Consider the following 24,314-nt stretch of genomic DNA (forward strand, 5'->3'; position numbering starts at 1 on the left):
TTATACATATTTGTCACCTTTATGCATCTTTACATCGCTTACAAATTGGCGAATTTGTTGCTCATCTTGCTTTTTACAAATCAGTAAAGTATTATCAGCATCAACAACAATATAATCCTCCAATCCTTGCAAAACAACTAATTTATCATCCGGCATGTTGACAATACATCCCGATGAATCATACATCAAAACATTTTCTCCTCGAACCGAGTTTTGGGTTTCATCTTTAGCTCTGTTTTCATACAGAGATCCCCATGTTCCCAAATCACTCCATCCAAAATCGGAGCAAAGAACATATACATTTTCAGCTTTCTCCATAATTCCATAATCGATGGAAATATTCTGACATTCTGAATATGTCTTTTTGATGAAGTGCTGCTCATCAGGAGTTCCATATAAATTTTCTCCTTTCTTAAACAGATTATCAACCTCTTCCAAATGCTGGCCAAATGATTCCAAAATACTACTTAGCGACCATATGAAAATCCCTGAATTCCAGAAAAACTCTCCACTTTCAAGAAATATCTCTGCCATTTTCAAATCAGGTTTCTCTGTAAATGTTTTTACCTGATACAAATTATCGAGCGAACCATACGAGCTTTTACCATTAATTTGAATATACCCATAGCCGGTTTCAGGCCTGCTAGGCATAATTCCTAAGGTGAGCAAAACATTATTATTGGAAACAAAATCCAGCCCATTTTCAATCTGACGAACAAATTCATCTTCCTTTGTAATAAGATGATCAGAAGGAGCAACGATCATATTGGCATTCGGATTTCGCTTTTTTATCACATAACTTGCATAGGCAACACAGGGAGCTGTATTCCTGCGCAGAGGCTCACACAAGACTTGTTCTTCTGACAATTCCGGAAGCTGCTCTAAAACCAGTTCCTTATAATCAATACTGGTAACTACATAAAAATTCTCAGGTGGACAAACTCGCGTAAATCGATCATATGTCATTTGAATGAAAGTTCTTCCTGTCCCAACAATATCGAGGAATTGTTTGGGCATCGAACTTTTACTAAGTGGCCAAAATCGACTACCAATGCCACCAGCCATTATTACACAGAAATTATTTTTCATAGATTATTTTTTTCAATACTCGTATTCTCAAATATACCTTTTTTGAATTGAATAAAGAAGCACATTTATATTGTTCATTGATAATGGAACATGCAAAAATGAAAAGGGTTTATAAAAATATGATCTCTGAATTTTGAACTTTTCAGCTTAATTATAATTTGTAACTTTAGAAAAAATACAAGAATGAATTTTTTCTATCACGCAGGAAGGTATTTTGCCTTGTTATATCAGGTATTTTCGAGACCTGAAAGGCATCGGGTTTATTTGAAGAAACTCTTCTATGAAATTGAGAGTCTTGGAATTAATTCGGTAGGTATTGTAGTGATTATTTCCATTTTTATGGGTGGAATTATTACTCTTCAGGTAGCATATAATCTCTCCAATCCACTTTTCCCAAGTTACTTAATCGGGCTCGGAAACAGGGATACTCTGATTTTGGAGTTCTCGTCAACTATTCTGGGCTTAATTATGGCTGGAAAAATTGGCTCCAATATTACATCAGAAATTGGCAGCATGCGAGTAACTGAACAGATCGACTCCCTGGAAATTATGGGCGTTAATCCTGCCAGTTATCTGATCTTGCCGAAAATTGTTGCGGTAGTCTTTATTTTCCCCTTCCTATTTGTGTTGAGCGTATTTTTCGGTTTGATTGGAGGTTTAATTGTAGGTCCGGCTGTGGGTGCTGTTACTGCTCCCGATTATATAAATGGTATTCAATACCTTTTTACTCCCTACTATGTAACATTCTCTATGATCAAGACCTTATTCTTTGGATTCCTGGTTGCTAGTATCCCGGCTTACTTTGGTTACTTTGTTCAAGGCGGAGCGTTTGAAGTAGGTACAGCCAGCACAAAAGCTGTGGTAAATACAAACATAATGATCCTTGTATTCGATCTTATTTTAACTCAACTCCTTTTTAAATGATTTCCACCGAAAATATATCAAAGTCTTTCGACCATAAAAAAGTCCTGAATAATATCTCAACCAACTTTTTAAAAGGACAAACCAATCTCATCATTGGACGAAGTGGTTCCGGGAAAACTGTTTTGCTAAAATCCATTGTTGGCCTGCACGAAGTCGATGAGGGTACCATCATGTATGATGACCGAAATTTCACGAAGATGAAAATGAAAGAACGCAAACTTTTGCGTCGCGAAATGGGAATGGTTTTTCAGGGCGGTGCTTTATTCGATTCTCTTTCTGTTGAAGAAAATATTCGCTTTCCGCTTGACATGTTTACAAGGCAAACTGTAGAAGAAAAACAGAAGCGTGTTGATTTTTGTCTCGATCGCGTAAACATCCACCGAGAGGCTCACAAACTCTTTCCTTCGGAAATCTCAGGTGGTATGCAAAAACGCGTGGCCATTGCCAGAGGAATTGTACTCAATCCTAAATATCTTTTTTGTGATGAACCAAACTCAGGGTTGGACCCGGAAACTGCGTTGGTGATTGATGAATTGATCCATGAAATTACAGTAGAATATAACATCACGACGATTATCAACACTCATGATATGAATTCGGTAATGGAGATTGGAGACAAAATTCTATTCATCAGTGAAGGTGAAATGTGTTGGGAAGGATCTAAACACGAAATCCTCCATGCTAAAAACAATAAACTACAAGAGTTTGTGTTTGCCAACAAACAGTATCAAAAAATTCGTGATGAGAAAATAGAACAAGAAGATTAGCGCTTTGGTGTCATTACTATAAAAGGTATGATCATTTCTTCCAACGAAATTCCTCCGTGCTGAAATGTATCTCTGTAATACTGCACGTAGTGATTATAATTATTCGGGTATGCAAAAAAGTCACCATTCATCGCAAATATGAAACTTGAACTCACATTTCTTCCTGGCAAATGAGCTTTCTCTGGATTCGTTACCTCAAAAACATGTTTCGCGTTGTAATTTAGGTTTCTACCTATTTTGTATCTTAAGTTGGTATTGGTCTCACGGTCTCCAATCACTTTTAAAGCATTGTCCACCCGAATTGTTCCATGATCTGTAGTCAATACAACTTTCACATTATTCTCAGCTAATCCCTTCATCAACTCCAATAAAGACGAATTGTTAAACCAACTAAGTGTCAATGAACGATAAGCTTTCTCATCCCCTGCCAATTCTTTGATCATATCCATTTCGGTTCGAGCATGTGAAATCATATCAACAAAATTGAAAACCATAACAGACAGATCATTCTTTAAAATATTTCCCAGATTATCAATCAACTTTTTTCCTGAGCGAAGGTTACTTATTTTCTCAAAGAATAATTTTTCCTTTCGGCCATAGCGCGTCAATTGAGCTTGCATAAGCTCTCTCTCGTGCCGGTTTTTATTTCCTTCATTGTCATCATCCTCCCAAAGTTCTGGATGTATTTTGGCTATTTCACCAGGCATTAGTCCAGAAAATATTGCATTACGCGCATACATGGTAGCAGTTGGTAGAATACTAAAATATAAATCCTCCTCACTCAAAAAATATTGACTCATCACCGAATTAAGCACCCGAAACTGGTCGTAGCGCAGGTTGTCAATGACCAACACAAAAACTTTCTCGCCTTTATCTAAAATCGGGAAAATTCGTTGTCGAAACAGGTCTGGAGAAAGCATTGGACGCTCAACATTGTCCTTTTTGAACCAATCCAGATATTCACTTTTTATAAACCTTGCAAATGCTTTATTTGCTTCGGATTTTTGCATTTGAAGAATCTGGTCCATTGCAGAGTCCTCCGATTCACTCAATTCAAGCTCCCAAAAAACCAGCTTCCTATATATATCCTTCCACTCATCGAAATTTAGACGTTCGTTCAAACGCATTCCAATTTTGGCAAATTCGGCTTGGTAAGCAGAAGTAGTTTTACGAGTAACCAATGCCCGTTGATCGACATTCTTCTTAATTGACAAGAGTATTTGTTTTGGATTTACCGGCTTAATTAAATAATCAGCCATTTTTGATCCAATCGCCTGATCCATAATATCCTCTTCTTCACTTTTGGTAATCATTACAACTGGAACATTTGGTTTCAGTGCTTTAATTACATCCAAAGTTTCCAACCCTGTTTTTCCTGGCATGTTTTCGTCAAGAAAAATAATATCAAAATGGTGTGATTTCACCAATTCAATGGCATCATCACCATTGTATGCAGTTGTAACATCATATCCCTTTTCTTCAAGGAAAATTATATGCCCTCTTAATAAATCAATTTCATCATCAGTCCAAAGTATACGGATTTTCTTCATGCTTTTCTTCTTTTAAAACCTGCCTTATTAAGCTAACAAAAATTATTCCCAGTAAGTATCCCCTTAACAAAAATTAACGGGATCAGGGTTTCAGATAATAGGCTTTGTAAAACTCAATATAATTGCTAATATCCTTATTTTCAAGGAAGATAGCATAATTATCTTCTGAAATTACAAAGTTACGATAGTTCAACTCCATAAGAGGAGAATATATTTCTTCGTTGCGGACAATTGTTCTCAAATATTGCATTGCAGCATCTACAGATGTGAGTCCGGAAATTGATAACAAAACAGTTTGACTATCAAACGACAATTCATTTAATTGAAGAGATTGTGAAGCAAAATTTTGCTGATTGAAAGCCAGGATTAATCTTTTCAAATTTTCCTTATCATAGCCAGTTTGAGGCAATAACATGATGAACCGGTGATTACCTTCAATTGCCGTTTTAAAAGCACCCTGATATGCTGGTTCTTCTTCAACTACTGGCTTTGGAGCAGTTTCAATCCTGTTGTCTGTTTGCTTAGAAGCTTCAATCGTACTTTGGCTACTCTTTGTATAATCCCCACTGATATAATATTTCCTGAAAAAGTCAATGTAAACGTCAATATTTTCCTCCTGAATAAGTTTCTCGAGGTTATTATCACTAATGATGAAGTTCCGATAACTTCTAGTTTCCAACTGTTTGTACAAACGGCGAGTGGCAACTACCTGACTAAAATAATCCATGCCCTGACGAATATCACTCATCGATTTCACCACCAATAATTTATAACCTCCAGACATCCGCTGCTGCATGGTCAAATTTTCATCAGCAAATCGTTCGCGGTTAAAGTTTGTAAAATCAGTCATCAACAATCGCAGGTCAAAATTCGGATCATTAACTGCAATTACAAAGTTTTGTGAAGCATCGTAATCCTTTTCAAAAACTTCCTTATTTGCATCCGGTTTAACAACCACAAACGATCCTCTTTCTTCAAGCTTTTCTTCCTCGTCCCTTGCCTTTGCCATCAATTCTTCTGGATCTTCCAATTCATCGTCAGGGAAGTCGCTACTGATAAATCGACTGTAATTTTTAATGAAGAACTTGAGATATTCAATATAACTCTGATCAGCAACAATCTCACGGAAATTATAGGAAGAGGTGACAAAATTTATGTACTCAATTCCCTGCAGGGTTTCAAAGACTTCACGCTTTCGAATGATAGAGCGGAAATAAATCAACGCCTGTTCCTTGTCTTCCAGAGCTCGTACGACAACCAATGACATTTCATTATTTAGATTTTGTGTTTCAATGTCAAAATCTATCTGTGTATAGTGATCTATATTATAGTTCGCAATATCGAATTTAAGGCGATTTATATCTAAACCTGCCGCACGAGGATATGCAATAACAAAGTAGTGCAACAAGTCTTCATCATAAGAAAACTTTCCTCCAAACTCGTCATTTTCCGCTAAGTTCTCAGGTTGCAATTCCTCGTTTTGAATCGTTTCATTCAAATAGCCAATCTCAATCAATTTCTGATAATCAGCCAAGGTACTATCTTCAATTAAATGAAGAATCTCTTCGGCCAATGGCTTGGTTTCGCTTTTCGGAAATTCCCTGACATGAGCTGTTAGCAACCTGCCAAACTGCTGCCAATCGGTTTGTGTTCCTTCGGCAATCGCACTTATGAATGAAATTTTCGGCAGAATCAAACTATCTGGATCCATGGTTTTCATTTGTTCCACCAGCTCGCCAGCTTCCTTATAACTTCCTCGTTTATAATTATAAAATGCTTGTTGATATAAGTTATTCAAACTATCTTTTCTAGCTTCCAGCTCGATGAAATAATTCGGATTGACCAGGTATTTTGCGTATTTACTTTCAGGGAAATTAGTTACAACCAAATTGCGATAATAATTTGCCTTATCCATGTTGTTTACTCGCTTATAGAGATCCCAAAGTTCAAAATAAGCCGAAAGCTCATATATATTTCCCGGATACCTTTTATTAAGCTCTTCGTACGACTCAATTGAGCGTTCATAATTATTATAATCTTGCTTAAATATTCTTCCTGCATTAAATAAAGCATCTCGAATCTGATTATGAGATTCAGCCATTTCTTCATCTGTAAGAGGAACATCCTGCAAATAATATTCTTTATCCTTTGGGTCTTCTACTCGCTTTTCTTTAGGCTCAGCACCCTCTTCTTCAGCTTCCAATTCTGCAAGTTCAAGCTCAGAAGCTGTTCCTTTCACGCTTCTTCTCCAATCATCTTCCAGCTTTCTTCGTCCCCAAATTTGCTCAAATTCAACTTTTCCGTAGGCAACCGTTGTTGGATTATAAAAATACCAACCAGCTCCTTGCTGGTTTCGACTAAGTCCCAATCGAGACTGGTTCATTCGGAAAAAACTACTGTTTCGCATTTGATTTGCTTCCAATTGTCTTTGCCGTTGCTCTTCATCAAGCGCTTGCTGAATCCATTGACCAACCAACTGATTTCTTTCAGCGTCTGAAAGCAGCGCTATTCGTTGCAAGCTATCTTCGCGTTCAACAGTGTAAATATTCTCAACCAAACGTGTTAAACTCTGGTACCGATCCTGGATATCTTTATAATTTGGATAAGTCTCGTCTATAACGACCATTGCACTATCGTAGTAACTTTGCGCTCCTTTATAATTTAGCTCTTCAAAATAAATATCAGCCAGTGTCAGACAGGTTAGTGCCCGTTGAAAAACATTTACATTACTGGCTGAAGCAGATTTTATGTAATGATCGATGGCCAATGTTTTATTATTTTCAGCCATGTAAATATTAGCAAGGGCAAAATAAATCTGATCTCTGAACTCAAAATTCTTGTCATCACGAAGCATTTTACGCAGTTCCTTCTGCAACTTTTCAATATCTCCATCACCGGTGAATGTTCCTGCGGCATTAATCCGCGCATTAAATGCCATGATATAAGGAGGATTCATTCTGGCTACTTCTCTGAAAGTTTCCGAAGCCAATAATTCATTTCCAGTTTCCTGGTATAATTGGGCAAGAATATATTTGTAACGAGCTTTATTCTTATCCATGAAACTACCTTTTAAGGCACTTTTCATGTAAGGAATAGCCTCTTCATATTCACGCAACCGTATATGAAAATCAGCAACTGCCAACGCAAAGTCTTGATTAAGTTTTTTAGGGAAATCTTCATCAGCATCGATACTTTGAATGATCTCTAGTGCTTCATTGTATCGCTGCATTTCTGTATACGAGCGAATTAACCACACATAAGCTTCCTGCTTCGTATCTTCTTCAGTAAACTTTCTAACTACATACGAAAAATTCTCAACTGCAGAGATGTAGTTTTTCATGTAGAAATAGGCCTGCCCCATCAACAAATAGCCATCATCAATCCATTTGTTATATTCTTCCTTACTGGCAAATCGTTTGTATACTTCAGTTCTCCGTTTCTTACGTTTAGGTTTTTTGGTAATTGAGTGGAGTTTTATCAACTTGGACGCTTTCAATACCGCTGTTTCCATTTCCGAAGTTGCAGCCTGTCCAGTACTGGGATCACTCGATTTATAAATTGGCAAAAGCTTGGTGTAGTCATCCTCAACTGCTCTGTCAATCCGATTAAGCCCTTCTTTTAGACTCTCTTTACCATTAAAATAGATATTGTAATGCGAAGTAACATTATGGTACGTCCGACTCAATCGTGTATTTTTTTCTGTCGAACAACCAGACAAAAGATACAGGGTGACAAGAAAAAGAAAGTGGTATATATTTTTTTTACTCAATCCAGTTCATTTTAACACTGTAGGATAAACAGAATAATCTAAATAATATTGTTTGTTTTTACACTAAAAATCGAATATTCCAACGCAAGTTTGAAATGAATATTTTAAGCATAAAAATTTGCTTTTAACGAAAAGCCAACTGGCTTTGATTAAAAGTGTACAATATTACAAAAATCAACTTATATAATGAATGTACAAGCTTTTGATTATCCCGAAAACAAAGATAAATTGTTGGCAGGCTTGTTATTTTCTGCTCACTTTTACTTTTTTAGTCGGATCTATCTCTTTATTTCTGAGTTCAACATACTTGATCGTATTCGCAGCCAATTCTTTAAAAGCCTGACCTATTGCTGAATTTTCATCCAAAGCAGCTGGAGATCCTTCATCTCCACCTTCACGAATTCCCTGAACAATTGGAATTTGTCCGAGTAATGGTAGCCCCAATTTTTCAGCCATATTTTTAGCTCCCTCTTTCCCGAAAATGTAGTACTTATTTTCAGGAAGTTCCTCTGGTGTAAACCAAGCCATATTTTCAACCAATCCTAAAACTGGAACATCAACCGATTTGCTTTTAAACATATTCACTCCTTTGATCACATCTGCCAATGCAACATCCTGAGGAGTTGATACTATCACCGCACCGGTAACAGGAACAGTTTGCACCAAAGTAAGATGAATATCACTGGTGCCAGGGGGTAAGTCAATTAGCAAGTAATCCAATTCTCCCCAATGCCCATCTGTTATTAATTGCTTCAACGCATTTGATGCCATTGGCCCTCTCCAGACCAAAGCATCTTCAACTGCAACAAAAAATCCAATAGAAAGAATTTTAACTCCATACTGCTCAACAGGCAAAATTACTTCTCGACCGTCAATCTTATCTCCGGCAGGTCGAATATCTTCTGCACCAAACATTTTAGGAATTGACGGACCATAAATATCGGCATCAATTAGTCCCACTTTTGCTCCCGACTTAGCCAATGCAACCGCTAAATTCACAGCAACGGTAGATTTACCAACTCCACCTTTCCCTGATGCAACAGCGATAATATTTTTCACGCCTGGTAAAATTGGTCGCTCCATCTGATGAATGGCCTTTATCGTTATGTTTCCCCTAATTTCAGCTTCTTCACCAAGGTTTTTCTCAATAGCAGCAACACACGCCTTTCTTACAACTTCAATATTTGGATCATCCGATCGTTGGAAAACCAGGGAAAAGCTTATTTTTTTACCTGCAATTCTGATTTCCTGAACCATATCCAGATCAACAATATTTTCATTGCCCCCAGGGAAGGTCACTTCTCTTAACGCATCTGTTACATTTTTTGGAACAATTAATTTACGCGGTATATCAGCCATAATTATTTAATTTTTATTCAAGTTCTAATTCTTTTGTTGGATCCCAAAACAATCTTTCAAAATCAACTACCTGATCGTTTTGAACTTTGACACCTTCATTCTCAAGAAGTTCTTGCATCACATTGGTGTTTCCAAAGTAGTGTTTGCCGGTTAAAATTCCCTTTGAGTTCAACACCCGATGAGCTGGAACATAAACTTTATAAGTTGATGATTTGTTCATTGCCCAACCTACCATTCTGGCAGAACGGGTTGTCCCCAAATATCTCGCAATGGCTCCATAACTGGTTACTCGTCCAACCGGAATTTGGCAAGCTACCTGGTATACTCTTTCAAAAAAGTCATCCATTGTTATTCTCTAGCGGTCCTTCCAAAACTACGGTAAGGATCTTTTTCAATTTTCACATCAGGCTCCCTGAACGGTTCATCTTGATCTAACTGAAACGAAAGATACTTGATATCTATTCCCCGCTCTCGCCACTGCTTTTCATAGAATGTTTGAATGGAAAGTAGCTCATCCAATAAAGGGGAATGATAAAGATCGTCAGTATTGGCTAATATTTTAAAACCATTTTCCTTGACCATCTCCAATGTATATTGATACTGAAAATTGCTATCCGTTTTTAAATGTATTTTTCCACCTTTTGCAAGCAACAACCGATAGATTTCCATAAAATTGGTTGCGGTTAGTCGCTTGCGGGTCTTTTTCATTTGAGGATCTGGAAAGGTAAGCCAAATCTCATTTACCTCATTCTCCGCAAAAAATTTATCAACAATTTCGATGTTAGTTCGCAGAAAACCAACATTCTTTAATCCTCTCTCAAAAGCAAGTTTTGATCCTTTCCACATGCGTGCACCTTTGATGTCAACTCCAACAAAATTCACGTTTGGAAAATGCTCCGCCAGTGAGACTGCATACTCGCCTTTCCCACAGCCTAATTCCAATACTATCGGATTGTTGTTTTTAAAGAAATCTAAGGACCAGTTACCTTTTAATGGGTGGTCATTATTTTCAATTTGATGATAAGGTGCCTGAACAACGTGCTCGTATGACGCCATCTCGGCGAACTTGGCCAGTTTATTCTTTCCCACTTCGTTCTAATTTTGTTTCTCAATTCTTAAGCCAACATCATGAATTCCTTCCAGCAATTCAGTACGCATACCTTGCTGAATAGAAAAGCGGTAAGTCCCTGCTTCTGGAAAATAAACATTTTGCCGATATGGAAATTGATTATCAAATAAATCACCAATTCCGCTTCCTGTCCATTTACCACTTGGTTCTGCCAGGACAAACTCGACAGTATCAGTCAAGCTTTCTCCATCAGGAGAATCTATTGTCAAAAAAAGCCACAGATTACTATTCGGGTAATTCCCTTTGTTTCGAATATTGATATATACATTGTGATTCTGCTGAGCATCGCTTGCTTCAACCTCAAAAACCTGAATCGAATCTTTGTGCCAACCTTTTGTGTCAATTGTATGGTAATCCTCAAAAATCCGGTTATCATCGCAACTAAATATTATTGTTGCCAACAACAAAATAACTAGAAACCGTTTCATTTATTGTTTGATTTTTGATTACGGCTCCCTTGGTTTTGCCCCCGGTTAACATTTTTCTTCACATAGCGTTTTTTCTTTCTCGCCCTGCGTGGCTCATCAAAACGTGTTAGACTATCTTGCGAAAGGACATCTTCAAACTCCTTCGCTTTTGGAGTTAAAGATTCATGATCATTCGTAACCAGTTTTTCAACCTTTTTACCTCGTTTATTTAGTCGAATAACTTCCTTCGCTCTATCTACTGATATGGCAATTGGTGATCCCGGACCACCATTTTCCTGCACATAAAACAAAGTCCGACTAAAGATATCAGCCTTTTGGAAGAAGTATCTCCCATTCTGTGTTTCCAATGGTATATTCTGAGGAGGGAAGTCCTTTTGTGCATCAATGTACGAATCAACTTCAAAATTCAAACAACATTTCAATTTTCCACATTGACCAGCCAACTTCTGCGGATTTAGCGATATCTCCTGATAACGCGCAGCATTAGTAGTTACCGAAACAAAACTTCCAATCCAGGTTGCACAGCACAACTCCCTGCCACAAGGACCAATGCCTCCAATACGACCAGCTTCCTGACGGGCGCCAATTTGTTTCATTTCAATCCGGATACGGAAAGTTTCAGCAAGCACCTTAATTAACTGCCGGAAATCAACTCGCTCATCAGCGATATAATAAAAGATTGCCTTGGTGCGATCTCCCTGATACTCAACATCTCCAATTTTCATATCAAGCCCCAATTCTGTGGTAATTTGCCTGGACTTAATCATGGTATTGTGCTCAAGGCTCATTGCTTCCTTCCACTTATCAATATCAACAGATTTTGCTTTCCGATATATTTTTCGAAGCTCACCATTGATGAGAGTAGCCTTGTGTTTTTTCAGCTGTAATTTAACCAGATCACCAACCAGGGTAACGATCCCAATATCATGTCCCGGACTTGCCTCAACTGCAACAATATCTCCTGACTTTAACTTCAGGTTGTTAACATTTCGGAAATAGTCTTTTCGTGTATTTTTAAATCGAACCTCTACAATATCATCCTGATTGGAAAGATTAATTACATCCTCCAGCCAATCATAAACCTCCAATTTGGAGCAAGTTCCTGACTGTTTCCTGCAACATCCCCGGTCGATTGATAAATTTTCATCCATATTATTATTCATATTACTGACTGTTTTTATTGTCAGCCAGCAAGAAACGTGTACAAAAATAATCAATAATGCCGACAAACAAAGAAGCTGTTGCCTTATTGGGGAGATTATTGAACATGTTTCGCGAAATATGATTCTTCCTTCATTTAGGATTATCTATTCTTTTGTGAAACACCTTCTTAGAAACATAAAAATTTATAAAAATAACTTAAATTGTATTTTCATAATTGAATGAACATGGATGCTTCTGAAAATAATCCTATAAAAGAACCTAATAATGAAAAAGAGTTTGTAAGGTTAAAAAGTGAGCTTGAAACCTACAAAAGAGATCTCCAAATGCTAACACAAGAGATGACTGCAGGCTATGCATATCACAAAATGATTTACGACGAAACAGGACAACCAATTGACTATATATTTTTAGACGTTAATGCAGCATTTGAAAAGCTTACAGGATTAAAAAAAACTAAAATTAAAGGAAAATCCGTCCGCGAAGTCTTACCTGGTGTTGAAGATTATTGGATTAAAAAATACGGAGATGTTGCAAAAACGGGTCTTCCTCTTGAGTACGAGAACTACTCCGCTGAAATTGGAAAATATTTTTTAGTCAACGCCTTTTCATCTAAAAAAGGTTATTTTTCAGTTACTTTCGTTGACTCTACCGCATCGCATATCACAGAAGATAAATTCAAAAAAAATAAAAACTTTTTCAAAGACCTTATTGAAACCGTGAAAGAAGGCGTTTGGGTTTCGGATAAAAATGACATTATCCATTATGTGAATACCGGAATGACTGCGATAACGGGAGCTGCAAAATCAGAAATGATGGGGAAAAGTGTCTTGAAAGATTTCTCAGAAGAAACGATAAAGGAGTTTAAAGAATTCTACATAAAAGCCAAAGAAGAATTAAAACCGATAGAATACGAAGCCAAAGTAAAAACCCTTAGCAATAGATACACCTACCAAAGCGGCTGGCTAATTCCAATTACCAGAAGTGGCAAATTTGATGGGATGATTTGCTCAATTCTTGATATTACCGAACAAAAAGAAAATCGGGAAATAATAAAAAAAAGAGAAGAACAACTTAGCAATATTATCGACCATAGTACAAATGCATTTTATTCGCATACACCTGATCACGTCATCACATATTTTAGTCCACAAATAGAAAAGATAATTGGATATAAACCAGAAGAGGCATTGGTTAAATGGACCTCGCTTGCTTCGGATAATCCTATCAATGAAAAAGGATTGCTACTAACCAACAAAGCCATAGAAACCGGGGAGGTGCAAGAGCCGTATGAAGTGGAACTAATCCATAAAAATGGTGCACTTGTAAGAGTTGAAGTAAGAGAAGCTCCCGTTGTAAAAGAAGGAAAGACCGTTGCAATCGTTGGCTCACTGACGGATATTACTGAACGAACCCGAATAGCAGACGAACTAAAAATAAGTCAGGAAGGCTTACGAAATCTTGTTGACAATTCTCCAGTGGCTATTGCCATTAATGACCAGCATGGAAAAATTGAGTATTTGAATAAAGAATTCGTGCGCGCTTTTGGATACACCACGGATGACATTAAACATGTGGAGGACTGGTGGCTATTAGCATACCCCGATCCGGGTTATCGACAGGAAGTGACCAAAAGGTGGAAAGAAGAATTGAAAAAAGTATCAATCGAAGATTATTCACAAAAACCATTTGAGGTCACCATAACCTGCAAAAACAATCAACGAAAGTTTGTACAGATCCAGTGGTCACAAATCGGAGACGACTTACTGCTCATATTGAATAATCTTACAGAACAGAAGATACTTCAAACCCAATTGGTAGAAAGTAATCTTGAACTCAAAGCCACTCTAAGTAAGTTACGAAAAGCTAACACCGAACTAAAACTAGCCAAACAAAAAGCCGAAGAAAGTGATCATCTAAAATCTGCCTTTCTGGCAAACATGTCACATGAAATCCGGACACCGATGAATAGTATCATTGGATTTTCCAGTCTGCTCACGGATCAGGACCTCACAGAAAGCAAAAGAGAGAGGTTTAGCGACCTGATTCAAGTTGCAGGTCAGCATTTATTACGAATTATTGACGACATCATTGACATTTCGAAAATAGAATCCAATCAGCTTAAAATTGAAAAAGTCAAAATAAACGTCTTTTCATTTTTGGAAGAAGTCTATAATTATCATGACGAAAGCAAGCTCCGAAATAAGAATCCGGAACTCAAATTCAATCTTATTCAGGATATTATATACAAAAATATCCATATGCTTTCCGATCAGATTCGGTTAAAGCAACTGTTTGATAATTTAATCACCAATGCATTCAAAAACACCATCGAAGGCAAAGTCGAATTTGGCATAAAAGAAGTTGATGAGGCCAATCATAAAATCATTTTCTTTGTGAAAGACACCGGAGTTGGAATACCTAAAAAATATTGCGATCTAATTTTTAATCGCTTCCTGCAAGTCGAAAATCAACTACCCAAACATGGCACTGGACTTGGTTTGAGTATCACCAAAGGTATTATTGATTTACTTGACGGTAAAATCTGGTTTAAAACCAAGGAACAAATTGGAACCACTTTCTATTTTGAATTTTCCTATGACCCTTCTATTGAGATTAAAGAAAAGCAATCAACTTCCACAGCCAGTAGACCTGAAAAATTAAGTGCTAAAACTATATTTATTGCAGAAGATGATTTTCCTTCGTTCGTATTTCTTCGGGAAATATTAAATCCAACTGGAGCCGAGATTCACCATTTCACGAACGGTCTTTCGCTTGTTGAAGAAGTTACAGAAAATGAGCCAGATCTAATATTAGTTGACATTAATATGCCAATAATGAATGGGCTGGAAGCAGTAAAGCAAATTAGAAATCTCGGATACAACGGCCCTGTCATTGCCCAAACGGCATACGCCATGCAAGATGAAAAACAAAAATGTTTAGATGCAAAATGCGACGACTACATCTCAAAACCAATTAATATAAAATCCTTACTAAAATTAGTGCATAAATATATCGGAACCCCTCGAAAATAGAACGATCTATTTTCTTATAAGCTTGACAATTTTCAATGACAGATCCGTAAAAATAATCCGTGGATTTCCATTCATTGCAATATGCTGAAAAGCTCGCTCTAACTCATCACTAATGGGCATGATATTTCGTTCGTTAATGAATGGCGAAAAACGAGATGAAAAAGCTTGCTCCTCTTCATCCATAAAAATCAATTCTCTATTTTTCAGATTATTTACAAAGTTCTCACGGACCAATCCCAAAGCATATTGTAAAAATACTTTTTGACGCTCGCGACCAATTCCGGAAACCTCATTTACCCACTGAAATAAATCAAGAAACTTTCTTCCATAGGAAAATCGCATCAATTCCTTAAAGAGATCCAAATTATAGCGGGTTTGCTCATCGGGAACCAGCAGATTCAAAGCTTTCCTATAATTACCTTTGCTGAGGTGAACCAGGTTTTCAACATCACGCCCCTCAGCTTCAGGCAATTTACTTAAAGCTGCTTTCATTTCGTCAGCCTGAATAGAAGGAATTTTTATTAATTGACAACGGGACCGTATGGTTGAAATAATCTCTTCTTCATTTTCTGTGACCAGCAGGAACAATGTTTTAACAGGTGGCTCCTCTATCATTTTGAGTAGCTTATTGGCACATGCCACATGCATTTTCTCCGGCATCCAAATGATCATGACCTTGTACTCGGATTCAAATGATTTTAAATTGAGCTTTCGAATAATTTCTTCACTCTGATGAGCATAAATGAGCCCCTGTGCATTTTCAACACCAATAAAATTAAACCAATCTTCCAGGTTAAAATAAGAATGGCCAGATACCTTTCGACGCCACTCCTCCAAAAAATTATCGCTTACAGGTTCTTTGAACTTTGGAGTTTTCACAACTGGAAAAACAAAGTGTAGATCGGGATGAATTAGCTTCTGATATTTTTTGCACGAAATGCAAGTGCCGCATGAATCACCATTTTGCTTGTTTAAGCATGAAACATACTGAGCATAAGCCAAGGCGAGCGACAAACTCCCTGAACCTTCAGGACCTGCGAACAATTGAGCATGACTGATTCGCTGTTCATCAACCGACTGAATTAATCGCTTTTTAGTGGCTTGTTGCCCAATAACGTCTTTAAAAAACATAAGCTAATTTTGTGAATAGCAAAAATAGTAATTCCATTGTCCAATCACCTATTTCCTAAAAAATAGTTTTCAACGTATGTAGCTTTCAGATAGCACAAAAACATTTCACAACTGAATTTTACTTATTCATTAATAAATGATTTTTAGACGAATTGCTGGAAACATAAAATGATCTTTTTCTTATCTTTGGGATCGATTTTTACGAAACTAAAAAAAACAATTATGCAGACAATTGAAACTTATGATTTCGCTGGAAAAAAAGCATTGATCCGTGTGGATTTCAATGTTCCTTTAAACGAAAACTTCGAAATTACTGACGATACTCGTATGCGTGCTGCTTTGCCAACCATTAAAAAAGTGATTGAAAAAGGTGGTTCTCCAATTATCATGTCTCACTTAGGACGTCCAAAAAGCGGACCAGAAGATAAATTCTCATTAAAACCATTAGTTGGACATTTATCAGAGTTACTTGGAGGTGCAACTGTAAAAATTGCTCCGGATTGCATTGGCGACGAAGTAAAAAAGATGTCTAATGAAATCAAGCCAGGTGAAGTTTTAATTTTGGAAAACTTGCGTTTCTACAAGGAAGAAACTGCTGGTGATGAAGATTTTGCAGCTAAATTAGCAGAAAATGGTGATTGCTGGATTAACGATGCATTTGGTACTGCCCACCGTGCACACGCTTCAACTGCTGTAATCGCTAAATTTTTCCCGAACGATAAAATGTTTGGCTACTTGATTGAAAGCGAAGTTGAAAGTTTAGATAAAGTTGTTAAAAACCCACAACGCCCATTAACTGCAATTATGGGTGGAGCAAAAGTTTCTTCAAAAATTACCATCATTGAAAACATGCTTGACAAAGTGGACAACCTGATTTTAGGTGGTGGAATGACTTACACTTTTGTAAAAGCTAACGGTGGAAAAGTTGGAGGTTCAATTTGCGAAGACGATTTCATTGAAACAGCGAAAAAAATTGAAAAACTGGCCAAAGAAAAAGGTGTAAAACTGATTATTGCTACTGACGTAGTTGCTGCTGATGCTTTTAGCAACGATGCCAACACTAAGATTTCTGCTGCAAACGACATCCCTGAGGGGTGGCAAGGTTTAGATGCAGGTCCTGAAAGTATTGCACAGATGAAAGAAGTTATTGAAAACTCAGGAACAATTCTTTGGAATGGTCCCGTTGGTGTTTTCGAAATGGAAACATTTTCTGTAGGAACAAAAGCTATTGGTGCAGCTATTGTTGAAGCAACCAAGAAAGGCGCATTCTCACTAGTTGGAGGTGGCGATTCAGTTGCAGCTGTTAACCAATTTGGTATTGCTCCCGGAGTATCTTACATTTCAACTGCTGGTGGTGCGTTATTGGAATATCTGGAAGGAAAAACATTACCAGGTGTTGCTGCAGTTCGTGGCGAATAAACAACCATCCACAACATATAATATTTAAAAGTCCGGAGATTATTCTTCGGACTTTTTCTTTGTATTTACACGATTCATATTATTCACGATTAACCATTTGCCATTTTACTATTGATTTCAAAAATAAAATTTTATCTTTGCGCCACATTTTTAACAAATTAAATTAAAATTCAATGCCAGCAAAAATCAGATTACAGCGACAGGGTCGCAAAAGATTAGCTTTCTATCACATAGTGATAGCTGATAGCAGGGCACCACGAGATGGTCGTTACATTGAAAGGATTGGGGTATACAACCCGAACACAAATCCTGCTACGATCGATCTTGATTTTGATAAAGCTTTAGACTGGCTGAACAAAGGTGCCCAACCAACTGACACAGTAAGAGCTATTTTATCTTACAAAGGTGTAATGTACAAAAAACACCTTCTGGGTGGGGTTGCAAAAGGTGCTTTCGACGAAGATGAAGCAGAACGTCGTTTCCAAGCTTGGTTGACTGATAAAGAATCAAAAATTCAAGCTAAAAAAGACCGTTTGGCGAATGAAAGCGAAGCTGACAGAAAGAGTCGTTTGGAAGCTGAAGCTAAAATCAACGCTGAAAGAGCCGAAGCAATTGCAAAAAGGAATTCAGAATTAGCTGCTGAAGCGGAAGCTGAAGTTGCTGAGGAAGCTGCTGAAGAAGCCACCGAAGAGGTAGCAGAAGAAGTGGTTGAAGCTGAAGCTCCTGCAACTGAGGAAGCTCCTGCTGCAGAAGAAACTGCAAGCGAAGAAGCATCTGAAGAAGAAAAAAAGGCTGAATAAGTCGGATCGGCACTGCTTGTTAGGAAAACACTCTTAATACAGATACGATCAGAAAGCGATAGAATTGTCTATCGCTTTTTTTATTTTTGTTACTATGGAAAGTATACCTAAAAACGATTGTCAAAAAATTGGATACCTGCAGAAACCTCATGGCGTGCGTGGCGAAATGGTACTCCAACTCGAAGATGACTACACAGAGAGTCTCGAAGCGTATCCAACCATTTTCCTGGAAATTGATGGATTACTGGTGCCATTCTTTCTCACAAAAGATGGAATTAGAAGCCGATCGGCCGAGGCTGTATTGGTAAAATTAGATTGGATTGATAGTGAAGAAATCGCCCGAAAATTTTGTGGCAGTTCTGCATACTTACTGAATTCCGATCTGATATTTGAGGAAGATGAGATGACATTGCATCATTTAATTGGATTTACACTTATTGACTCATTAAAAGGGAAAATAGGTGAAATTGAACAAGTAGATGATTATGCCGGCAATTTATTATTGACCGTTCATTTTGAAGGACAGGAAGTCTTAATTCCATTCAATGAAGATTTCCTTATTCGATTTGATGAAGATCAGAAAGAGATTGAACTTCAATGTCCGGATGGTATTTTCGATGATTTATGACCTTTTGATGCAACGTTTCCGTAGAAACGGTGTCTATACTTTTAGAATCAAACAATGAAAATACATAGTCCCATGAAAACAAAATTAATTACACTCATTACTCTTTTGGCGTTTTTAACGATATCATATCAAGTAAAAGCCGAAAGCGACGAACGTGAAGTTGAAGCTTTTACTGAAATTTCGCTACGAATCCCTGCTAAACTTCACTTGGATCAAGGCAAAAAACAGTATGTCGAAGTAGTTGCAAAATCATCTGTATTGGAGGAAATAATCACTGAAGTAAAAGGCCGGGAATTGATCATCCGGTTTGCAACAAAGAACTACTTCTGGAAAGATTTCAACCCAGGACAAATTGATATTTTTATAACCATCCCTGAAATTGATGGTCTGGCACTTTCTGGCAGTGGTGACATTGTTAGTGAAGGTGATATCGAAAGCAGAATATTAAATCTTGCAGTAAGTGGCAGTGGAGATATTTATTTACCTGACCTAAAAGCAGAAAGGGTGAAAGCTGCCATTTCAGGAAGTGGTGACATTGAAATTTCGGGAAATGGAACAGCGGATGACTTGAGCGTTAACATTTCGGGTTCCGGTGATTTTAAAGGAATTGATTTTGAGGCCAGAGATGTGAGCGTTCGAATAGCTGGCTCGGGAAATGCGAATGTACACACTACTGAAAACTTAAGTGTAAAAGTTGCCGGCTCTGGCGATGTAAAATACAAAGGAAATCCACGAATCGATCAATCTGTTGTCGGCTCCGGAAAGGTTAGAGAATATTAGTCAACGAGAAAACACAAAGAGCTTGGCTTCCCCTTTTGGGGAGGCCTTTTTATTTTCTAAGGATTTGAATTTCTCCGCCAACGCCAAGTTTGACAATACTGGATGGATTGGTTGGTGTATGGTCATCCTGACGATATTTAACGACAAAATCTACCGCATCAATTATATCCTGACTAATCTCAGAAAAGTTACCCGGCGATGGCTGCCCGCTTATATTTGCTGAAGTAGAAACAATTGGCTTTTTAAAGCGCTGAATCAATCTTCTTGTAAAGTCCTCAGAAGATACCCGGATTCCGATACTTCCATCTTCAGCTATCAGATTTTTAGCAAGGTTCTTGGCTCCTGGATAAATTATTGTCATCGGTTTTTCTGAGAGCTCAATCAAATCGTAGGCAATCTCAGGGACTTCTTCGACATAACGCTCCAGCAGATTCATGTTTTCCATCAATACCAACATGCTTTTACTATCCTCACGCTGTTTGATTTTGTAAATTCTTTTAACAGCTTCTTCATTTAACGCATCGCAACCCAGTCCCCAAATAGTATCCGTTGGGTAAAGAATCACTCCCCCCTGATGCAGTACTTCCAACGCTTTTACAATATCATCATTCATCACACAATTCTTTATATACTTCCATTAAATTACTCGAATAAGTCTCATAAGTAAATCGCTTCGCATTTTCAAACCCTTTATTGATCAGATCCTTCCGATAAGATTCATCTTCCAAAAGTAGCTTTATGCTATACGCAATCTCACTTATACTATTTGGCGAAACGTATCGTGCGGCATCTCCCCCCGCCTCTGGCATACTGCTCACTCCCGAAGTAATAACCGGACATCCAGAAGCCTGCGCTTCAGCAATTGGAAGTCCGAACCCCTCAAAAATAGATACATAAATCATCAGCTTTGCCATTCGGTAAATTCGGCTTAAATCCAGATCATTTACCTGATGCAAAAGTATAAGTTGATCGCCTAATTTATGCACAAAAGGCTTAATTGTTTCCAAATATTTTGTTGGCTTTCCAACGACTACCAGAGGCAGCTTTATATCACCCGAATTCATGGCTTCCAGCGTTGTTCTCAGATTCTTTCGTGCCTCAATCGTTCCCACTGTCAACATGAATTCATCAGGCAAACCGTATTTTTCTTTAGTGACTTTTAACTGTTCCAACTCATTCCGCTGATAAAAAATTGGATTCACAGCCTGATAAACGACCCTTATTTTACATGGATCAATATCAAAATAATCAATAATATCATTCTTACTTTGCTCACTGATGGCAATTATACGATCAGCGATTTTACAAGCATGATTAAATTTTTTATAGTAAATCTTTCGGTCAGTAGCCTTATACAATTCAGGAAAGCGTACGAAAATCAAATCGTGAATGGTAACAACACTTTTAATACCTGTCTTTTGAATACCAATTGGCAACTCATGACTTAGTCCATGATAAATATCCAGCTTGGCCTTTTCTGCCAGTTCAGATATCTTGTAAGTTCTCCAAAATGGTTTAAGTGCCCGCCACCAAAAGTTATTTGGCAATACAACGACCGAACTTTGGGGTAACAAAAACCGATTATGATCAACTTTTGGGGTGAAAAAAACATATTGATTTTGCGGGTAAAACTCAGCTAACGACTTTAACGTATTACGACTATAATTACCTAATCCAGCAGCATTTACAAATGCTCTTTTTGCATCAAAACCAATAGAAAGTTTTTTAATCATAAAACAAATTTACAAAATCAGAATCAGCCGATCATCATCTTACTTAACAAAAAAAGCTGGAAATAATCATATTTCCAGCTCAAATATTCATAAAAGTATTTTCTATTCAAAATTAGCAGCTGTGTCAAAATCCAGGGTGCCAAACAAATCATCATAAGTTTCGGCACGTCGTATTTCAACTACTTCGCCATTTTCCCGGAGAAGTAATTCAGCAGAACGAAGTTTTCCGTTATAATTAAATCCCATTGAATGCCCATGAGCACCAGTATCATGAATTACAACTAAATCATCTGGATGAATTTCCGGCAATAACCGATTAATTGCGAACTTATCATTATTCTCGCATAATGAACCGGTAACATCATATAAAAACTTGTGTGCCTGATCTTCCTTCCCCATCACTGTAATGTGGTGGTAAGCTCCGTACAATGCCGGCCTCATCAAGTTTGCCATGCAAGAGTCCAACCCTGCATATTTTTTATACGTTTCTTTAATATGAAGAACTTTCGATACCAAATATCCATAAGGTCCGGTAATGGCACGCCCCGATTCAAAATATATTTTTAACGGATGCAAACCATTGGCTACAATTAGCTTTTCGTAAAGGTTTTTAATTCCTTCGCTTACCCTATTTAGATCAACCGGTTTATGCTCACTTTTATAAGGAATTCCAATTCCTCCACCTAGATTGGCAAATTCAAATTTTATATCCAGCTCTTTTGAAATATCCAGAATTAAATCAAAAATAATTTCAGCAGTCTCTATAAAATAATCCGGATCCAGTTCGTTGGAAGCAACCATGGTATGAATACCAAAACGCTTCACTCCTTTCTCCTTTGCGATTTTATAGCCTTCAAACATTTGTTCCCGGGTAAATCCATACTTTGAATCTTCCGGATTACCGATGATAATATTTCCACCTTTCAATGCTCCGGGATTGTACCTAAAACTGATTAACTCAGGTAAACCAGCATGCTCTTCCAGATATTCAATATGCTTAATATCATCCAGATTGATAATAGCTCCCAGCTCCATCGCCTTCTGATATTCCTCCGCAGGTGTGTCGTTTGAAGTGAACATGATTTCCTCACCGCGCATTCCAACCTGCTCTGCCAATAACAATTCTGCCATCGAACTACAGTCAATACCAAATCCCTGATTCCGTAATAGTTTCATCAAAAATGGATTTGGTGCAGCCTTAATGGCATAAAATTCTCTGAAACCTTCATTCCATGAAAAAGCTTCATTAAACTTTTTGGCATTCTCAATCATGCCTTTTTCATCGTATATATGAAAAGGAGTTGGATGGTTACTACAAATCTCTTCCAGTTTTTCCTTATTAAAAGGTAAGTTTTTCGCCAACATATGTTCTTTTTGAATTTTTGCTTTGCAAAGATACCATTTTGAACAGATTATTTAGAATAAATCTTTATAAAGAAGCCCCGCTCTTAACAGAGATTTGATGAATACCAGGTAACAGCCAAAATTTCCTTTCTATTTCAAATCAGCCAACAATTCACTGCTCAAATATCCGGAAGCTATTTCACGAACCTCCCCAGTCATTTGAATCTCCCAATTATCAGCAATTTGAAGTTTCAATTCTCCCCCGGGCATTTTCATCGTGACATTTCTTTCTGTCAAACCCTTTCTCACCATCATTGCAGCCACGGCACTTGACGAACTTCCGGAAGCCAGCGTATAACCGGCACCGCGCTCCCAAATCAATATTTCCACTTCATTGGGTGACAAAACTTTGGCAAACTGCACATTGATGCGATTGGGAAATATTGGGTGATTTTCAATTTGCGAACCATATTGCATAATCTCTTCAATCGACAATTCATCTTTCAAAACAATGCAGTGCGGATTTCCTACCGATACACAATTAATTAAATAACTAATGCCATCCAATTGAAGCTCTTCATCCAAACACTCAGGCAATATACTATTTACGGGTACTTTCACCGATTCAAAAATTGCCTTTCCCATATCCACTTTTATCATACGAGCTTTTTCATTCTCCGTCTCAATGACCTCTGCATAAACCACTCCTCCCAATGTATCAATGCTAAATGATTTACTTTTTGCAAATCCGTAATCGTATAAATACTTTGAAAAAATGCGTAAGCCATTCCCACTTTTCTCCGCCTCAGAACCATCCGGATTCAAGATTCTCAACCCAAAATCGGCCTTATCAGAATCAACCAGCAAAAGAATACCATCAGAACCAATGCCGTAATGCACATCGCAAATGGTTTTAATATTCTCAACATTCATTTCGAAGCTGATATCCTGGCTATTCATCGTGATATAATCGTTGCCAAGTCCGTGTGATTTAACAAAGAAGTTTTTCATATGAAGTTTTTGTTTGGGTATTTTAACAAAAGTAATAACTGTTTCTGTCAAAAAATAGTATTTCGCGTGTCAGAATAATCCTGAAAATTAAAAGAAAAAAGCACTCTGAAAAATTGAGGAAAAACAGTTAAAAATTTAACTCCCGATAAATGTGTATTATCCAAGGACAGAAAATTAATGGTGGAATATAAAATAAAAATTCTTAATTTATTGCGTATTTTGATGTAATCATATGATTAAAAAAATCAGCACACTTC

20 protein-coding genes are annotated in these 24,314 nt (G+C 37.4%); 7 read left to right on the top strand and 13 right to left on the bottom strand.

What is annotated here, in order from left to right:
* The gene (locus tag ACUNWD_RS11855; RefSeq protein ID WP_445588023.1) at positions 1-1,089 is read right to left on the bottom strand and encodes a mannose-1-phosphate guanylyltransferase; all 1,089 of its coding nucleotides are present in this window, start codon (positions 1,087-1,089) and stop codon (positions 1-3) included.
* A gap of 183 nt (positions 1,090-1,272) precedes the next feature.
* Here ACUNWD_RS11855 and ACUNWD_RS11860 point away from each other — a divergent pair, with 183 nt between their 5' ends.
* Positions 1,273-2,013, top strand: coding sequence for an MlaE family ABC transporter permease (locus ACUNWD_RS11860; protein ID WP_445588024.1), 741 nt, complete (start codon positions 1,273-1,275; stop codon positions 2,011-2,013).
* Positions 2,010-2,780 (top strand): ABC transporter ATP-binding protein, encoded by a 771-nt coding sequence (locus ACUNWD_RS11865; protein ID WP_445588025.1) that lies wholly within the window; start codon positions 2,010-2,012, stop codon positions 2,778-2,780. Before ACUNWD_RS11860 ends, ACUNWD_RS11865 begins: the two co-directional genes overlap by 4 nt.
* On the opposite strand, the gene porX is transcribed toward ACUNWD_RS11865, so the two are convergent.
* The 7 genes from porX to ACUNWD_RS11900 all read right to left on the bottom strand — a co-directional run bounded on the left by porX (position 2,777) and on the right by ACUNWD_RS11900 (position 12,178).
* On the bottom strand, positions 2,777-4,330 hold the full coding sequence (gene porX / locus ACUNWD_RS11870) for a T9SS response regulator signal transducer PorX (protein WP_445588026.1): 1,554 nt from the start codon (positions 4,328-4,330) through the stop codon (positions 2,777-2,779). The genes ACUNWD_RS11865 and porX overlap by 4 nt on opposite strands.
* An 82-nt stretch (positions 4,331-4,412) precedes the next feature.
* Positions 4,413-8,099 (bottom strand): type IX secretion system periplasmic lipoprotein PorW/SprE, encoded by a 3,687-nt coding sequence (gene porW, locus ACUNWD_RS11875; RefSeq protein WP_445588027.1) that lies wholly within the window; start codon positions 8,097-8,099, stop codon positions 4,413-4,415.
* 243 nt (positions 8,100-8,342) lie between these two features.
* On the bottom strand, positions 8,343-9,458 hold the full coding sequence (locus ACUNWD_RS11880; protein ID WP_445588028.1) for an Mrp/NBP35 family ATP-binding protein: 1,116 nt from the start codon (positions 9,456-9,458) through the stop codon (positions 8,343-8,345).
* A gap of 13 nt (positions 9,459-9,471) precedes the next feature.
* On the bottom strand, positions 9,472-9,804 hold the full coding sequence (locus ACUNWD_RS11885; protein WP_445588029.1) for an MGMT family protein: 333 nt from the start codon (positions 9,802-9,804) through the stop codon (positions 9,472-9,474).
* 2 nt (positions 9,805-9,806) lie between these two features.
* Positions 9,807-10,547: a tRNA (guanosine(46)-N7)-methyltransferase TrmB gene (gene trmB, locus ACUNWD_RS11890; protein WP_445588030.1), complete on the bottom strand. Its 741-nt coding sequence runs from the start codon at positions 10,545-10,547 to the stop codon at positions 9,807-9,809.
* A gap of 6 nt (positions 10,548-10,553) precedes the next feature.
* Entirely contained in the window at positions 10,554-11,015 is a 462-nt protein-coding gene (locus ACUNWD_RS11895) for a gliding motility lipoprotein GldH (RefSeq protein WP_445588031.1), read from the bottom strand.
* The gene (locus ACUNWD_RS11900) at positions 11,012-12,178 is read right to left on the bottom strand and encodes a PSP1 domain-containing protein (protein WP_445588032.1); all 1,167 of its coding nucleotides are present in this window, start codon (positions 12,176-12,178) and stop codon (positions 11,012-11,014) included. The genes ACUNWD_RS11895 and ACUNWD_RS11900 overlap by 4 nt, the downstream gene beginning before the upstream one ends.
* A gap of 225 nt (positions 12,179-12,403) precedes the next feature.
* On the opposite strand from ACUNWD_RS11900, the gene ACUNWD_RS11905 reads away from it, so the two are divergent.
* Positions 12,404-15,211, top strand: a complete 2,808-nt coding sequence (locus ACUNWD_RS11905; protein WP_445588033.1) for a PAS domain S-box protein — start codon at positions 12,404-12,406, stop codon at positions 15,209-15,211.
* 6 nt (positions 15,212-15,217) lie between these two features.
* On the opposite strand, the gene holB is transcribed toward ACUNWD_RS11905, so the two are convergent.
* On the bottom strand, positions 15,218-16,342 hold the full coding sequence (holB, locus tag ACUNWD_RS11910) for a DNA polymerase III subunit delta' (protein ID WP_445588034.1): 1,125 nt from the start codon (positions 16,340-16,342) through the stop codon (positions 15,218-15,220).
* A gap of 222 nt (positions 16,343-16,564) precedes the next feature.
* Between holB and ACUNWD_RS11915 the strand changes: the two genes are divergently transcribed.
* The 4 genes from ACUNWD_RS11915 (at position 16,565) to ACUNWD_RS11930 (ending at position 19,969) form a co-directional block, all read left to right on the top strand.
* Positions 16,565-17,761, top strand: coding sequence for a phosphoglycerate kinase (locus ACUNWD_RS11915; protein ID WP_445588035.1), 1,197 nt, complete (start codon positions 16,565-16,567; stop codon positions 17,759-17,761).
* Positions 17,762-17,934: 173 nt separating this feature from the next.
* Positions 17,935-18,561, top strand: coding sequence for a 30S ribosomal protein S16 (locus tag ACUNWD_RS11920; protein WP_445588036.1), 627 nt, complete (start codon positions 17,935-17,937; stop codon positions 18,559-18,561).
* A 94-nt stretch (positions 18,562-18,655) separates the two neighbouring features.
* Complete coding sequence (gene rimM, locus ACUNWD_RS11925; RefSeq protein WP_445588037.1) at positions 18,656-19,189, top strand: ribosome maturation factor RimM; 534 nt, start codon at positions 18,656-18,658, stop codon at positions 19,187-19,189.
* Between the two features lie 72 nt (positions 19,190-19,261).
* On the top strand, positions 19,262-19,969 hold the full coding sequence (locus tag ACUNWD_RS11930) for a head GIN domain-containing protein (RefSeq protein ID WP_445588038.1): 708 nt from the start codon (positions 19,262-19,264) through the stop codon (positions 19,967-19,969).
* 49 nt (positions 19,970-20,018) lie between these two features.
* Here the strand turns inward: ACUNWD_RS11930 and ACUNWD_RS11935 are convergent, their stop codons facing one another.
* From ACUNWD_RS11935 to dapF, 4 genes are all read right to left on the bottom strand, one after another.
* Positions 20,019-20,582 (bottom strand): L-threonylcarbamoyladenylate synthase, encoded by a 564-nt coding sequence (locus ACUNWD_RS11935; RefSeq protein ID WP_445588039.1) that lies wholly within the window; start codon positions 20,580-20,582, stop codon positions 20,019-20,021.
* Positions 20,575-21,702, bottom strand: a complete 1,128-nt coding sequence (locus ACUNWD_RS11940; RefSeq protein ID WP_445588040.1) for a glycosyltransferase family 4 protein — start codon at positions 21,700-21,702, stop codon at positions 20,575-20,577. Before ACUNWD_RS11940 ends, ACUNWD_RS11935 begins: the two co-directional genes overlap by 8 nt.
* Before the next feature lie 102 nt (positions 21,703-21,804).
* A complete protein-coding gene (locus ACUNWD_RS11945; RefSeq protein ID WP_445588041.1) occupies positions 21,805-23,067 on the bottom strand; it encodes a diaminopimelate decarboxylase family protein in 1,263 nt (420 codons plus the stop codon).
* A 129-nt stretch (positions 23,068-23,196) separates the two neighbouring features.
* On the bottom strand, positions 23,197-24,057 hold the full coding sequence (gene dapF / locus ACUNWD_RS11950; protein ID WP_445588042.1) for a diaminopimelate epimerase: 861 nt from the start codon (positions 24,055-24,057) through the stop codon (positions 23,197-23,199).
* Positions 24,058-24,314: the final 257 nt, after the last annotated feature.

Source organism: Sunxiuqinia sp. A32 (assembly GCF_052690465.1).

What these genes read in the sequence shown, in the direction of transcription:
- ACUNWD_RS11945 (WP_445588041.1), bottom strand. Translation starts at nt 23,067, where the DNA reads ATGTTGGCGAAAAACTTACCTTTTAATAAGGAAAAACTGGAAGAGATT.
- rimM (WP_445588037.1), top strand. Translation starts at nt 18,656, where the DNA reads ATGGAAAGTATACCTAAAAACGATTGTCAAAAAATTGGATACCTGCAG.
- dapF (WP_445588042.1), bottom strand. Translation starts at nt 24,057, where the DNA reads ATGAAAAACTTCTTTGTTAAATCACACGGACTTGGCAACGATTATATC.
- ACUNWD_RS11855 (WP_445588023.1), bottom strand. Translation starts at nt 1,089, where the DNA reads ATGAAAAATAATTTCTGTGTAATAATGGCTGGTGGCATTGGTAGTCGA.
- ACUNWD_RS11880 (WP_445588028.1), bottom strand. Translation starts at nt 9,458, where the DNA reads ATGGCTGATATACCGCGTAAATTAATTGTTCCAAAAAATGTAACAGAT.
- ACUNWD_RS11885 (WP_445588029.1), bottom strand. Translation starts at nt 9,804, where the DNA reads ATGGATGACTTTTTTGAAAGAGTATACCAGGTAGCTTGCCAAATTCCG.
- holB (WP_445588034.1), bottom strand. Translation starts at nt 16,342, where the DNA reads ATGTTTTTTAAAGACGTTATTGGGCAACAAGCCACTAAAAAGCGATTA.
- ACUNWD_RS11905 (WP_445588033.1), top strand. Translation starts at nt 12,404, where the DNA reads ATGGATGCTTCTGAAAATAATCCTATAAAAGAACCTAATAATGAAAAA.
- ACUNWD_RS11940 (WP_445588040.1), bottom strand. Translation starts at nt 21,702, where the DNA reads ATGATTAAAAAACTTTCTATTGGTTTTGATGCAAAAAGAGCATTTGTA.
- porX (WP_445588026.1), bottom strand. Translation starts at nt 4,330, where the DNA reads ATGAAGAAAATCCGTATACTTTGGACTGATGATGAAATTGATTTATTA.
- ACUNWD_RS11915 (WP_445588035.1), top strand. Translation starts at nt 16,565, where the DNA reads ATGCAGACAATTGAAACTTATGATTTCGCTGGAAAAAAAGCATTGATC.
- ACUNWD_RS11900 (WP_445588032.1), bottom strand. Translation starts at nt 12,178, where the DNA reads ATGAATAATAATATGGATGAAAATTTATCAATCGACCGGGGATGTTGC.
- ACUNWD_RS11895 (WP_445588031.1), bottom strand. Translation starts at nt 11,015, where the DNA reads ATGAAACGGTTTCTAGTTATTTTGTTGTTGGCAACAATAATATTTAGT.
- ACUNWD_RS11935 (WP_445588039.1), bottom strand. Translation starts at nt 20,582, where the DNA reads ATGAATGATGATATTGTAAAAGCGTTGGAAGTACTGCATCAGGGGGGA.
- ACUNWD_RS11865 (WP_445588025.1), top strand. Translation starts at nt 2,010, where the DNA reads ATGATTTCCACCGAAAATATATCAAAGTCTTTCGACCATAAAAAAGTC.
- ACUNWD_RS11920 (WP_445588036.1), top strand. Translation starts at nt 17,935, where the DNA reads ATGCCAGCAAAAATCAGATTACAGCGACAGGGTCGCAAAAGATTAGCT.
- ACUNWD_RS11860 (WP_445588024.1), top strand. Translation starts at nt 1,273, where the DNA reads ATGAATTTTTTCTATCACGCAGGAAGGTATTTTGCCTTGTTATATCAG.
- ACUNWD_RS11930 (WP_445588038.1), top strand. Translation starts at nt 19,262, where the DNA reads ATGAAAACAAAATTAATTACACTCATTACTCTTTTGGCGTTTTTAACG.